Origin of the sequence: Variovorax sp. Varisp41, assembly GCF_047325085.1 — a bacterium.
In the GTDB taxonomy this organism is placed as follows: domain Bacteria; phylum Pseudomonadota; class Gammaproteobacteria; order Burkholderiales; family Burkholderiaceae_C; genus Variovorax.
In genome coordinates, this window is the sequence record NZ_CP168541.1 from 140,703 (window position 1) to 154,423 (window position 13,721).

At 70.7% G+C, this 13,721-nt stretch carries 11 protein-coding genes; 9 read left to right on the forward strand and 2 right to left on the reverse strand.

Annotated features, from left to right (window positions below):
- Positions 1-6 precede the first annotated feature (6 nt).
- A complete protein-coding gene (locus ACEN9J_RS31835; RefSeq protein ID WP_413765271.1) occupies positions 7-3,357 on the reverse strand; it encodes a molybdopterin-dependent oxidoreductase in 3,351 nt (1,116 codons plus the stop codon).
- A 93-nt stretch (positions 3,358-3,450) separates the two neighbouring features.
- Here ACEN9J_RS31835 and ACEN9J_RS31840 point away from each other — a divergent pair, with 93 nt between their 5' ends.
- The 9 genes from ACEN9J_RS31840 (at position 3,451) to ACEN9J_RS31880 (ending at position 12,751) form a co-directional block, all read left to right on the forward strand.
- Entirely contained in the window at positions 3,451-4,116 is a 666-nt protein-coding gene (locus tag ACEN9J_RS31840) for a GntR family transcriptional regulator (protein WP_057590087.1), read from the forward strand.
- Between the two features lie 60 nt (positions 4,117-4,176).
- Positions 4,177-4,539 carry a DUF2946 family protein gene (locus tag ACEN9J_RS31845; protein WP_082321667.1) on the forward strand — a complete coding sequence of 121 codons (363 nt, stop codon included), beginning with the start codon at positions 4,177-4,179 and terminating at the stop codon, positions 4,537-4,539.
- A 155-nt stretch (positions 4,540-4,694) separates the two neighbouring features.
- Positions 4,695-6,881 carry a TonB-dependent receptor gene (locus ACEN9J_RS31850; protein ID WP_413765694.1) on the forward strand — a complete coding sequence of 729 codons (2,187 nt, stop codon included), beginning with the start codon at positions 4,695-4,697 and terminating at the stop codon, positions 6,879-6,881.
- A gap of 13 nt (positions 6,882-6,894) precedes the next feature.
- Positions 6,895-8,433, forward strand: coding sequence for a PepSY domain-containing protein (locus ACEN9J_RS31855; protein WP_261214609.1), 1,539 nt, complete (start codon positions 6,895-6,897; stop codon positions 8,431-8,433).
- Positions 8,430-9,044, forward strand: a complete 615-nt coding sequence (locus tag ACEN9J_RS31860) for an SCO family protein (protein ID WP_057590083.1) — start codon at positions 8,430-8,432, stop codon at positions 9,042-9,044. Before ACEN9J_RS31855 ends, ACEN9J_RS31860 begins: the two co-directional genes overlap by 4 nt.
- 91 nt (positions 9,045-9,135) lie before the next feature.
- Complete coding sequence (locus ACEN9J_RS31865) at positions 9,136-9,537, forward strand: RidA family protein (RefSeq protein WP_064262181.1); 402 nt, start codon at positions 9,136-9,138, stop codon at positions 9,535-9,537.
- 4 nt (positions 9,538-9,541) lie between these two features.
- Entirely contained in the window at positions 9,542-10,561 is a 1,020-nt protein-coding gene (locus ACEN9J_RS31870) for a pyridoxal-phosphate dependent enzyme (protein ID WP_413765272.1), read from the forward strand.
- A gap of 109 nt (positions 10,562-10,670) precedes the next feature.
- Positions 10,671-11,654: a tripartite tricarboxylate transporter substrate-binding protein gene (locus ACEN9J_RS31875; RefSeq protein WP_413765273.1), complete on the forward strand. Its 984-nt coding sequence runs from the start codon at positions 10,671-10,673 to the stop codon at positions 11,652-11,654.
- Positions 11,654-12,751, forward strand: coding sequence for a M14 family metallopeptidase (locus tag ACEN9J_RS31880; protein ID WP_413765274.1), 1,098 nt, complete (start codon positions 11,654-11,656; stop codon positions 12,749-12,751). Before ACEN9J_RS31875 ends, ACEN9J_RS31880 begins: the two co-directional genes overlap by 1 nt.
- Positions 12,752-12,763: 12 nt before the next feature.
- Here the strand turns inward: ACEN9J_RS31880 and ACEN9J_RS31885 are convergent, their stop codons facing one another.
- On the reverse strand, positions 12,764-13,666 hold the full coding sequence (locus ACEN9J_RS31885; protein ID WP_413765275.1) for a LysR family transcriptional regulator: 903 nt from the start codon (positions 13,664-13,666) through the stop codon (positions 12,764-12,766).
- Between the last annotated feature and the right edge of the window lie 55 nt (positions 13,667-13,721).

Here is a 13,721-nt window from a genome sequence, read left to right on the forward strand (position 1 = left end):
ACTCGCTCAGAGATCGAGGACGAGCCGCGCGGAACAGCTGCGCGACACGCACGGCAGCATCAGCGTGCCCGATGCCTTCTCGGGCTCGGTGAGGAAGGAGTCGCGATGCTCGGGTTGGCCCTCGAGCACCGTGGTCATGCAGGTGCCGCAATGGCCTTCCTCGCACGAGGTCTCGATATGCACGCCGTGGGCGCGCAGCACCTCGACGATGCTCTGGCCCGCTTCCACCCGCGCCGAGATGCCCGAGGCGGCGGCGCAGACCTCGAATGCGGCCTGCGGCGCCAATGCGGCGGGAGGTGTCGAGCCCGCGCCGAAATACTCGAAGCGGACCTGGTCGGCCGGCCAGTTCGCCGCGGCCTGCCGCACGAGCTCCATGAAGGGGCGCGGTCCGCACAGGTAGAGGTACTTGCCCGGCGCCGGATTGCCGACGATCGATGCCAGCAGCTCGGGCAGCGCGTCGGGGCTGTAACCCTGGTGGTGCCGCACGGAAGGGGCCAGTGCCGCGCCCTCGAGCTGCCGACGGAAGGCGACGTGTTCCGCCGACTGCGCAAAGTAGTGCAGCTCGAGCGCTCGTCCGGCGCCGCTCAGGTGCGAGGCCATGCACAGCAGCGGCGTGATGCCGATGCCGCCCGCGACGAGGATGAAGCGCTCGCCGTCCGGCGCGAGCGGGAAGTGATTTCTCGGCGCGCCGATGGTGAGCACATCGCCTTCCTTCACGGACTCGTGCATGAACCGGGAGCCACCGCGCGAGCGCGGATCGCGCTTCACGCCGATGACATAGCGCCCCTCGCCATGGGGCGCGCAGAGCGAATACTGCCGGGTCTCGCCGCCGCCCACATCGACGTCGATGTGAGCGCCGGGCTCGTAGGGCGGCAGCGGCTCGGCGCCGATGGCGACCAGCTCGAAGGAACAGATGTCGGTGGCCTCGGGCACCTTGCGTTGGACTTTGACTTGCATGGGTATCGACGGAGTGGGTGTTGAGTGAATGGGGTATTCAGGCGGCGGGCCCGGCTTCGGCCGCGACCTCGCAGATGTAGGAGCGGTGCGGCGCCGAGCCGCTGATCGGGTCGAGATCGCCGTCGTCGACCAGCAGGTTGAAGTTGGAGCCCTGATCGGAAAGCGGTGCGTGCGCAGGCAGGCCCAGCTGCTCGTTGCCTGCCACCAGCCGTACTGCGCGCAGACCACGCGCGGATCGAGGCTGGGATCGAGCGTGGCCTTGAAGCGCACCGAGCCGCTCGGCGAGCGCACGCGCACCCACATGCCGGGCTTGATGCCGCGCGCGGCGGCGGTGGCGGGGTTCATGGCCACGAGCGGGTCGGGTGCCTTGCTGCGCAGCGATGCGACCTGCCGGTGCTGGCTGTGGCAGTACTGCGGCAGCTTGGCCGAGGTCAGCACGAGCGGAAAGTCCGGGCTTCCTTCGCGAAGCCGCAGCTTCGGTAGCGGCGGCACGTACACCGGCAGCGGCGACTGGCCATTCCGGTGCAGCAGCGCCGAATAGATCTCGACCTTGCCGGTGTCGGTCGCGAAGCGGAAGCCCGCGCCGTGGTGCTTCTGGTAGCGCGTCTTCAGCGGATAACGGATGCCTTCGGGGTGCTGCCTCAAGGCCTCGAGGCCGATCCCCAGCGGCTCGAGCATGTAGCGCATACCCTCGTCGATGTCGCCGCCCCAGAACCGGTCGGCCAGCCCGAGCCGCTTCGCGAGCTCGAAGACGACCCAGGCATCGGAGCGACTCTCGCCCACCGGCGCCACCATCCGCGGTCGCAGCTGCACCAGTTCCTCGGCACCCTGGTTCACCTCGAAGCCGATGCGCAACGCCTCGCGCTCCCAGGGCGTGCCGATCGGCAGCACCACGTCGGCGTATTGGGCGGTCGGGGTCAGCGTCAGGTCGGCATGCACGAAGAAGTCGAGCTGGCGCAGCGCCTCGGCACCGCGCAGCGGGTTGGCATGCGCGAGCAGCAGGTTGGCGCCGAAGCCGACCACGCCGCGGATCGCATAGGGCTTGGCTTCGAGAATGGCGCGGTACAGCGTGTCGCTGCCGATGCAGCCCTGCGCGGCCGGGCCGAGTGGAAGCTCGTCGATGCCCACGCACTTCGCGAGCTGCGCCGCCGACAGCAGCTCCTTGCCCGATGCCTTGCGCGCCGGCGGATGCGCGAAGTCCACGTTGCCGCCGGCCGCGTCGAAGCTGCCGGTGAGCGCATAGAGCAGCGCGATGGCGCGGTCGGTCTGCGTCGCGTTGGTGTGTTGGCCGACGCCCGACCACGCGTAGTAGCTGACGGGGCGGTGCGCGAACAGCAGCCGTGCCGTGTCGCGCACCTGCTGCGCGGGGACCCAGCACAGTTCCTCGGCGCGTTCGGGCGACATGGCCTCGCACAGCTCGGCATACAGCGCGAAGGCGGGCCGGCATCGAACGGGGCCCGTGGTCGCCTGCAGCGTCCTGGTGCCGAAGAGCGCGAGGGTGCAGTCCTGCGATGCGTAGCTGGCCGTGCCGGTGTCGTAGGGCACGATGGATTCGCTCGCCTCGTCGAAGGCCACGAGCCGCTGCGAGGCGAGGCCCGTGATATCGGCTTCGCGCAGGAACGCGCCCGTGTCCTCGCGCACCAGCAGCGGCCCGTTCGAGTGCCGGCGGATGAAGTCGATGTCGTATTCGCCGTTGCGGATCATCTCGCCGGCGATGGCCAGCGCCAGCGCGCCGTCCGAGCCCGGCCGCACGCGTAGCCATTGGTGGGCACGCATCGCGAAGCCGGCCTTGCGCGGATCGACCACGACGATCTTCGCGCCGCGCGCGAAGGCCTCCGTCACGCCCGTCGCATGGTCGAGCCAGGTGGCCGACGGGTTGTGGCCCCACAGCACGATGCACCGCGTGTTCGAGAAGTCCGGCGCGCCGATGCCGCGCCCGAAGGTGAAGCCGTGGGCGACGTCCTTGTGCCAGTTGCAGATCTCGGTGCCGCGGCACAGGTTCGGGCTGCCGAAGGCATTGACCAGACGTTCGATCCAGACGATGCCGTCGGACAGCGGCGAGCCGCTCGGCGAAGTGATGGCGAAGGACACCGACTCGGGACCGCGCTCGTCGCGGATGCGCCCGATGCGTTGCGCGACGAGGTCCAGTGCCTCGTCCCACGAGGCCTGGCGCCAGAGCGGATCGGCGGCATCCTTCGGCGCCGTGCGTATCAGCGGGTGCAGCAGCCGCTGCGGATTGGCGACCAGCTCGGGCGCCGCGCGGCCCTTCACGCAGAGGGCCTTGCCGGTCGGGTGGGAGGGGTTGGCTTCCTGGGCGATCAGCACGCCGTCCTCCACAACGCTGATCGAACCGCAGCGCGAGCGGCAGAGGGCGCAGAAGCCAGGGATCTTTTCGGCCATAGTTCCAGTGCCCAGGCGGACGCGGAAGTCCGGCCCGGCGCATGATTATATATAAAGTAAAGAAAGTATATATACTTTGAGAAAAGGCGCAACATGAAGGAAAGCAGCTCGCAAGTGGCCGCGGGGTCGGTCTACGAGACGCTCCGCTCCGAGATAGCGATGGCCGTGCTCGAACCCGGCGCGCCGCTGAAGCAGGACCACATCGCGGCGCGCTTCGGCGTCAGCCATGTGCCGGTGCGCGAGGCGCTCTCGCGGCTCGTCGCCGCGGGGCTGGCCACGGCCCGGCTCAACAAGGGCACCTCGGTGGCCTTCCTGAGCGCGCGCGAGGCGGTCGAGCTGATCGAGCTGCGCTGGCTGCTCGAAGGGCGGCTCATCGAGCTGGCCGTGCCGCATCTCTCGCGCGCCGACATCGCGCGCGCCACCGGGCTGCTGGACGAGCTCGGCAAGGCCAGGCAGGTCGAGGAGGTGTTCCGCCTCAACCACGAGTTCCACGCGAGCCTCTATGCCAAGGCCGACCGGCCGCTGCTGTTGCAGTCGGTCGAGTCCGCGCGGCTCAACCTCGGGCGCTATCTCTACCTACCGTGGAAGTCGAAGACCAACGTCGATCGCTCCGAGGCCGAGCACAAGAAGCTGCTGCGCCTGTGCCTGGCCGGCGATGCGCAGGGCGCGAAGGCGATGGTGATGGAGCACGTCATGCACACCGGCCAGCTGATCGTGGAGATCATCGAGCAGCAGAAGGCGAGCATCGCCATCGACTAGCCACAGAGGAAGCACGGGCTGTTGCTTCGCGATCCATGATTCGTCGCGATAATGGCACCCGTGCACGCCCTTCGAAAACTCTCGACCCTGCATCGCCTCGTGCTGGCGTGGTTCGTGCTGTCCCTGTCCGTCGCGGTCGCCTCGCCGATCGTCAAGCCTCAGCAGATCGACATCGTGTGCTCGGCCTCGGGCCACGTCACGATGGTCGTGCAGACCGAGGATGGCGCGGTGCCGATGGGCAGCATGGGCATGGACTGCCCGTTGTGCGTGATCGGCGGCCTGCCGCCAGCGATCGCGCAGGTCGAGGTGCCGATGCCGGCACCGCTGTCCTACGCCCTGCGTTCGATCCCCGCCGCGCGCATCGCCGCGGCCACCGCCGCGCCGCTGCCGGCGCGCGGGCCTCCTTCCTTCCTCTTCGCCTGAACCGCTGAATCCGTCGCGCGACGGACCCAGGCGTCGCCTCGCGGGCGCGCCGGTCCGCGCGCGGCGCCCATCGTTCGTCGACGGCATGCGCGGCCACGCGCCGCCGCGCCGTCAGCGCAGCCATGCGCTGCGAGAAGAGAGATCCCGTGCCTTTCATTGCCATTTCCCACGGCCGTGGTGCCGAGCGCCTGCGCGCGCGTGCGCTGTCCTGCTTCGCGCTCGGCGCCTTCGCCGCGCCGTTCGCGCAGGCCCAGGTCCAGACCACGCTGCAAGCGATCGAGGTCGACCCGCCAGCCGCGCCCGCGCCCAACGGGCGTCTCAACCTCGACACGCCCTCCGACACCGGCAGCCGCCTGGGCCTGACGCCGCGCGAGACGCCGGCCTCGGTCAGCGTGGTCGACCGCGCCACCATCGAGGCGCGCGGCGCGCAGGACACGCAGGAGATCCTGCGCGCGGTGCCCGGCATCACCGCGCACAACGCGCCCGGCAACATCGGCGTGAGCTACCGCGGCTTCGGCGCCGGCTCACTGAGCCAGATGTTCAACGGCATCAACGTGCAGTACTCGATCGCCGCGCGGCCGGTCGACAGCTGGATCTACGACCGCGTCGAGGTCATCGGCGGGCCCTCGAGCTTCCTGTTCGGCGCGGGCGCGGTCGGCGGCTCGATCAACTACATCAGCAGGCTCGCCGAGCCCGGCGACCTCACCGAGGCCCGGCTGCGTCTGGGCACGCAGCAGCTCAAGGAGGCCTCGATCGGGCTCAACCGCCGCATCGCGGGCGACGGCGGCGCGGGCAGCCACTACGCGCGCATCGACCTCAACCGCAAGGACGCCGACGGCTGGACCGACGGCACGCGCACGCGCGCCACGCAGCTCGCGGCTTCGCTGCTGTCGGACTTCGGCGGCGGCGTCACGCACACGCTGGCCTACGAATACCAGGACGAGTGGGTGGACCGCCCGTACTGGGGCACGCCGCTGCTCAATCCCGTGGTTGGCAGTCTGCGCGTGGACCCGGCCACGCGCTTCAGGAACTACAACAGCGCCGACGGCATCTACGCGCAGCGCGTGCAGTGGCTGCGTTCCATTGCGGACTGGCGCGTGTCCGGGGCGCTGCAGCTGAAGAACACCTTCTATGCCTACGACGCGCTGCGCGACTACCGCAACGTCGAGAGTTACCGCTTCAACGCGAGCAACACGGCCGTGATCCGCTCGGGTGCCCTGCTGCAGCGCCATGACCAGGAGGTGGTGGGCGACCGCATCGAGGGCCTCTACAAGGGGCAGCTCGCGGGCCTGCGCAGCGACTGGTCCTTCGGGCTGGACTTCAGCGTCAACAAGCAGACGCGCTTTCCGAACAGCCTGCCGGCCACCGTGAGCACGGTGAATCCGTACCTCTTCGCCACCGAACCTTTCTTCGCGGTGCCGGGCATGCGGCCGGGCTTCAATCCCGACCGCGACAACAAGGTGACGACCACCGCGCTGTCGATCGAGAACCGCACGGCGCTCGCGCCCTCGCTGCACCTCGTGAGCGCGCTGCGCCACGATCGCATCGAGCTCGAGCTGACGAACCGGCGCGCCATCACCGCCGCCGCGCCGGCCAGCTACCGGCGCAACTACAACCCGACCACGGGCCGCGTCGGCCTGGTGTGGGACTTCGCGCCCGGCGCGAATCTCTATGCGCAGTACGCGACCGCGGCCGACCCGCCCTCGGGCGTGCTGTCGACCGCCTCGTTCGCCGACGTGATGAACAACAGCGAGCTCACGACCGGTCGGCAGGCCGAGGTCGGCGCCAAGCTCGACTTCTGGCAGGGCAAGGGCACGGCAACCGTGGCGGCCTACCGCCTCTCGCGCAAGAACATCGCCACGCAGGACCCGAACAACAGCGCGCTGACCGTGCTCGTGGGCGAGCAGTCGTCGAAGGGCGTGGAGATCGCAGTGGGCCTGCAGCCCACGCCGCAGTGGTCGCTGCAGGGCAACCTGAGCCATGTCGACGCGAAGTACGACAACTTCGTGCAGAACGGCGTGTCACTCGCGGGCCGCACGCCGACCAACACCCCGGCCGTGGTGGCCAACCTCTGGGTGTCGTACGCGATCACGCCCACGCTGCAGGCCAGCGTGGGGCTGCGCCACGTGGGCAAGACCTACGCCGACGCGGCCAACAGCGCGCGCTGGCCTTCGTACACGCTGGTCGACCTGGGCCTGTCATGGAAGATCAACCGCTCGGTCACGCTGGTGGGCCGCGTGCGCAATGCCACCGACCGCATCTATGCGGCCAACCTCGGCAGCACCTTCGCCTACCTGGGCGCGCCGCGCACCGGCGACCTCAGCCTGCATGTCGCGTTCTGAGGAGGGCTGGTCGATGGCCCATTTCAAGCGCTGGCTGTTCCTGCTGCACCGCTGGCTCGGCATCGTGGTGTGCGCCTTCTTCGCGATGTGGTTCGTCTCGGGCGTGGTGATGATGTACGTGGGCTATCCCAAGCTCACCGAGTCGGAGCGGCTGCAGCACCTGCCGCCGCTGGCCGCCGATGCCGTGCTGCTCGGGCCGCACGAGGCGCTCGACGCGGCGGGTATCGCGGGGCCGCTCAAGGAGCTGCGCCTGGCCGTTGCGAGCGGCGGTCGCACCGTGTACCTCGCGCAGCCGGCGGACGGCAAGGGCAGCATCGTGATCGACGCGGCCACCGGCACGCCGCTGCGCCATGTCGACCGCGAACTCGCGATGGGCAGTGCCGCGGCCTTCGCCGGGCCGGGCGTGGGCCTGGTGTACGAGGGCACGCTCGACGAGGACGCCTTCACCCATTCGCGCGCACTCGATGCGCACCGGCCGCTGCACCAGGTGGCGCTGGTCGATGCCGCGCACACGCGGCTCTATGTCTCGGGCCGCACCGGCGAGGTGGTGCGCGATGCGCCGCGCGCCGAGCGGCTGTGGAACTACGCGGGTGCGTGGATCCATTGGCTGTATCCGTTGCGCGGCGGCGCGCTCGATCCGTACTGGGCCGACATCGTCAACTGGCTCTCGATCCTGGGCATCGCGGTCACGCTGATGGGCACGGCCGTCGGTCTCCTGCGCTGGCGCTTCGCGGGCCGCTACCGCAGCGGCTCGCGCTCGCCGTACCGCGGCTTCATGATGCGCTGGCATCACATCACGGGCCTGCTGTTCGCGGCCGTCACGCTGACCTGGATCTTCAGCGGCCTGATGTCGATGAACCCCTGGCGCGTGTTCGACAGCGGCGCGCCCGCGCTGCGCACCGAGGCGATGAATGGCGGGCCGCTCGGGCCGCCGGCCGGCGCCGCATCGCCCCAGGCGCTGATCGCGGCCGCGGGCGGCACGGTGCGCGAGCTGCACTGGACCCGCACCGCGGGACGCGATCTCGTGCTCGCGCGCGGCACCGCGCTGCGCCCCACGGTGCTCGATGCCGCGAGCGCCGCGCCCACGGCGCTGGATGCCGATGCGTTGAAGGCCGCGGTCGCGAGGCTCTCGAGCGCGCCGGTCGCGCGCATCGAGGTGCTGAACGCCTACGACAGCCACTACTACACGCGCGAGCCGCACACCATGACCGGCGGCGGCGACAAGCCGCTGCCCATCTGGCGCGTGGTGTTCGCGGACGAGGCCGGTACCTGGGCCCACGTCGATCCGCGCACCGGCGCCTTGCTGAACCGCAGCGACAGCCATCGCCGCGCCAGCCGCTGGCTGTTCGCGATGCTGCACAGCTGGGACTGGCGCCCGCTGCTCGAACGCCGTCCGCTGTGGGACCTGGCGATGGTGCTGCTGAGCCTCGGCGGCGCGGCGCTGAGCCTCACGGGCGTGGTGATCGGCTGGCGCCGGCTGGGCCGCAAGCTGGCACCGAAGCCGGCGGCCCGGCGCATTCCCCCATTCACTCCCTCGAAGGAACATCCATGACCCGCGTACTCCCGACGACCCGCCGCCGCCTGCTGCTGGGCACAGCCACGCTGCCCCTGTGGGCCGCGCTGGCCGCCTGCGGCGAATCCGAGCCGAAGCCGAGCTTCACCGGCACCGACATCACTGGCGCCAACTACGGCCGCGACTTCGCGCTCGCCGATCCCGACGGCAAGCGCCGCACGCTGGCCGACTTCAAGGGCAAGGTGGTGATGATCTTCTTCGGCTTCACCCAGTGCCCCGACATCTGCCCGACCGCGCTGACGCGCGCGGCGGAGGTCAAGCAGCAGCTGGGCGCGGCCGGCGACGACCTGCAGGTGATCTTCGTCACTGTCGACCCGGAGCGCGACACGCCCGAGGTGATGCGCGCCTACACGGCCGCCTTCGACCCGAGCTTCCTCGGCCTGCGCGGCGACCTCGCGCAGACCGAGGCGACCGCGAAGGAGTTCAAGGTGTTCTACGAGAAGGTGCCCACGCGCACCTCCTACACCATGGACCATTCGGCCTTCACCTACCTGATCGACCGCAAGGGCCGCATGCGCGTGGTGATGCGCCATGCGCAGAGCGCGAGCGAATTCACCGCGGACGTGCGCGCGCTGCTGGCGGCGGGCTGAGGGAAAGTCCTCATGCGCGGCGTCGCTCGCGCATAAGTTTTTGCCCGTCGCGCAAAAGACGCGCCGCGCGGCCGTCTATAGACTGCCCCGCATGCAGACCGACCCGACGCCCGCTGTGGCCCCACCGTTCTTCTCCCCCTCGCGCCGCGAGGGCGAGCTCGTCTTCGTCAGCGGCCAGATGGCCTTCGACGCCCAGTGGCGCATCGAGGGCGACACGGTCGGCGAGCAGACGCGGCGCTGCCTCGGTCGCATCGGCGAGATCCTCGCGACCGAGGGCCTGGGGCTCGCCGATGTCGCGAAGACCACCGTGTGGCTCTCGCGCGTGGAGGACTTCGCCGAATTCAACCGCAGCTATGCCGAATGCTTCGACCCCGCCGCGGGCCCCGCGCCCGCGCGCTCGACGGTGCGCGCAGACCTGATGGTGCCGGGCGCGCTGGTCGAGATCGAAGCCATCGCGCATGCACGCCGCGCCCACCGCGCACCTGGAGCCTGACGCCATGAGCACCGTATCCCCCGCCGCCTCCGAGCTGCCCGACCTCGACCTCGAGGCCATCCGCGAGACCGCGCGCGCCAATGCGCAGGCACTGCTGCGCACGCCGGTCGCGCCGCTGCACGGACCCACGGTCGAGCGCCTGCTCGGCCGCGCCGACGTGCACATGAAGCTCGAGCTGTTCCAGCGCACCGGCACCTTCAAGGCGCGCGGCGCGCTCAACGTGGCGCGCCGGCTTTCGCCCGAGCAGAAGGCGCGCGGCATCACCGCGATGAGCGCCGGCAACCACGCGGTGGCCGCGGCCTTCGCGGCGCGCGAGGCCGGCGTCTCCGCGAAGATCGTGGTGCAGGCCTCGGCCAACCCGGCGCGCGTGGCGATGGCGCGCGCCTACGGCGCCGAGCTGCTGATCGCGCCCGACGGCGCCACCGGCTTCGCGATGGCCGAAGCACTGGTGCGCGACGAGGGCCGCAGCTTCATCCATCCCTTCGAGGGCGAGGGCACCTCGCTGGGCACCGCCACCGTGGGGCTCGAGTTCGCAGAGCAGGTGCCGGGCCTCGACACGGTGCTGGTCGCCGTGGGCGGCGGCGGCCTGGGCAGCGGCGTGGCCACGGCGATCCGCAAGCTGATGCCCGGCTGCCGCGTGATCGGCATCGAGCCCGAGGGCGCCGACGTGATGCGGCGCAGCTTCGAGGCCGGCTCGCCGCAGCGCATGGAGAAGCTCTCGACCATCGCCGACAGCCTGGCGCCGCCGATGACCACGCCGATGGCCTACGGGCTCTGCCGCCGCCACATGGAGCGCATCGTGACCGTGAGCGACGACGAGATCTGCCGCGCGATGGCCGTGATGTTCCGCGACGCCAAGCTGGCGGTGGAACCGGCGGGTGCGACGGCACTGGCCGCGCTGCTCGGGCCGCTGCGCGAAGAACTGCGCGGCCAGCGCACCGGGCTGATCGTCTGCGGCGCGAACCTCGATGCCGAGACCTACGCGCGCCAGCTCGCGCGCGGCGAGCAGTTGCTCGAGGCCTGAGCGCCGGCTTTTCCTCTTCGTTGCGTTCGTTGTTCCGTGGCCGGTGGGCGCGCGTCGCGCCCGCCAGCCGCTCGTTGCCGTCCGTTCCTTGTCTTTCGGAGATGTCCCGATGAAGCGTCGCGCCTTCCTGCCCCTGCTGCCCGCCGGCGTGATCGTCGCTGCCTTGCCGCCCCTGGCCGCGGCACAGCCGTCCGCCACGGCCGGACGCACAATCCGCCTCGTGGTGGGCTATCCCGCGGGCGGCACGGCCGACGCGGTGGCGCGCCTCTATGCCGAGGAGCTGCAGAAGCGCCTGGGCGCCACCGTGGTGGTGGACAACCGTCCCGGCGCGGGCGGCCAGATCGCGGCCGAGCAGTTCCGCGCACTGCCGCCCGACGGCAGCGCGCTGCTGCTGGGCAACAGCCACATGTTCTCGACCCTGCCGCTGACCTCGCGCTCGGTGAAGTACGACCCGGTGAAGGACTTCGCACCGGTGGCGCGGCTCGCGACCTTCGAGGTGGCGCTCGCGGTCAGCGCGGCGCAGCCCGCGAAGACGCTGCAGGAGTACCTCGCGCTGGCGCGCGCGAAGCAGGAGGCGCGCAGCTTCGGCGTGCCCGCCGCCGGCAGCTCGCCGCACTTCGTGGGCTACGTGGTCGGCAAGAAGGAGGGCATCGAGCTGCTGCCCGTGCCCTACAAGGGCGGCGCGCCGCTGCTGGCCGACCTGATGGGCAACCAGATTCCGGCCGCCGTCGATGCGCTCGGCGGTTTCCTGGGCGCGCACCGCGCGGGCAAGATCCGCATGCTGGCCGTGACCGGCCCGCGCCGCGCGGCCAGCGTGCCCGAGGTGCCGACCTTCGGCGAGCTCGGCTTCGGCGCGCTCGGCAGCTCGAGCTGGGTCGGGCTTTTCGCGCCACCCGGCACCTCGCAGGCGCTGGTCGATCGCGTCAGCGCGGCCGTGGCCGAGATCGCGGCGCTGCGGTCCACCACCGCGGGCCTGGCCAACGTGGGCTTCGATCCCGCGGCCGGCAATCCGCAGCAGTTGCGCGAGGCGGTGCGTGGCGAACTCGCGCTGTGGCAGCCGATCATCCGGGAATCCGGCTTCCAGATCGATTGATGAGCGCAGCGCCGATGATCCCGACCGACACGCTGTTCAGCGCCGACTACGCGACGGCGCGCCGCAAGTTCCTCGCCGCCTGCGCGCTGCGCGGTCTCGCACCCGAGGTGCATGGCCATCCGCTCGCGGGCGCGCAGGGCGAGGCGCTCGCCACCGACGTGGTGCGCATCGGCCCGGCCGACGCGCAGCGCGTGCTGGTGCTGACCTCGGGCGTGCATGGCGTGGAGCTGTTCGCGGGCTCGGGCTGCCAGATCGACTGGCTGCTGACGCAGTCGGCCGACGACCTGCCGCCCGACACCGCGGTGGTGCTGGTGCATGCGATCAATCCCTGGGGCGCCTCCTGGCTGCGGCGCTACACCGAGGACAACGTCGACCTCTGCCGCAACTTCATCGACCACGCGCAGGCGCCGCCCTCGCACAAGTACGCGCCGCTGCATGCGGCGATCGCGCTCGATCCCGGCGATGCCTCGGCCGTGGCCGCGGGCGATGCGGTGCTCGCGGACTTCGCGCGCAGCCATGGCAGCGAGGCGCTCTACAACGCGCTGATGGCCGGGCAGTACAGCTTCGCGCAGGGCATGGGTTTCGGTGGCCAGGCACCCACCTGGTCGCGCCTGACCATCGAGGCCGTGCTGCGCCGCCATGGCGCATTGGCGCGCGAAGTCTGCCTGGTCGACTACCACACGGGGCTCGGCCCCTACGGCTACGGCTCGCTGGTCGCGCTGCAGCAGGGCGAGGCGCTGGCGCGCATGCGCGCGGCGTTCGGCGAATGGGTGGTGGCGGTGCACGAGAGCGGCGCGCCCGAGGATTTCGCGCCGGTCACGGGCCACAGCACGCCGGGCTACGAACGCGCGCTGCCGCAGGCGCGCGTGACGGCCGCCGTGCTCGAGTTCGGCACCGCGCGGCCGCAGCGCATGCTCGACCTGCTGGTGCGCGACCAGCGCGAATGGGCGGCGGGCATCGGCCGCGCGCAGCTGTCGGACACGCGGCGCGAGCTGCTGCGCTTCTTCTATCCGGGCGAGCCCGCGTGGCAGCGCAGCCTGGTCGACCAGTCGCGGCAGGTGATCGCGAACGCGCTGCGCTGGTTGGGCGAGGCCTGAAGCCTCGGCGTTCTACGCATCGTCGACCTGCGCCAGCGAAGCGCGGAAGGCCTGCAGCAGGTCGTCGAAGTCGGCGCGCCTGCGGCCTTCCGCGACCGACAGCGCCGACACCGTCACCGGGATGCGCGGCGAGACGCTGCGCACCGACAGCGATTCATCGCGCGTAAAGCCCGCGGTGAAGGAGTCGATCACGCAGGGCCCGAAGCCATCGAGCGTGAGCAACAGCGCGGACTGGTAGGTCTGCGCCGAGAGCCGCGTGCCCGCGAACACCGCGCTCTCCGACAGCAGGCCCAGCAGGGCCTTGCCGACGAGGTCGTCCTTGTCGATGCCGATGAAGTCGCGCGCCGCGATCTCGGCGATCGGCATGTCCGCAATGTCGGGGCGTTTTTTCGCCCCGGCTTCGCGGCGCTCGACCCACACCAGGTGGCCCGTGCCCACCACCTCGGCATCGACCGGAGGCGCATCGATCTCGCCATAGGCGATGCCCAGGTCGCATTCGCGCAGCGCCACCGAGCGCGCGATCTCATCGGAATGGAGGATCTTGATCGAGACCGCGCTACGCGGATGGCGGGCCTTGAACGACGCGAGCGCGCGCGACAGGCAGGTGGTGGACAGCGAGGGCACGATCGCGACGCGGAACTGCGCCAGGTGGTCGGGCCGCAGCGATTGCGCGAGGCGCCGCAGTTCGTCGACCTGCTCGAAGATCTTCTGCGCCCGCAGATGGAGCTGCCGAGCTTCGGGCGTCGGCTTCATGCCGCCCTTGTCGCGCACGAACAGCGCATAGCCGAGCTGCTGCTCCGCATGCTTGAGCGTCTGCGTCACCGCGGGCTGCGTGACGTTGAGGATGCGCGCCGCGGCACTCACGCTGCCCGACAGCATGATCGCGTTGAAGACCTCGATGTGCTTGAGTTTCATAGGGGGGCCATTAGAAGACCTTATCGCGTTGCGTCAAATTCTGATTTGACGCTCC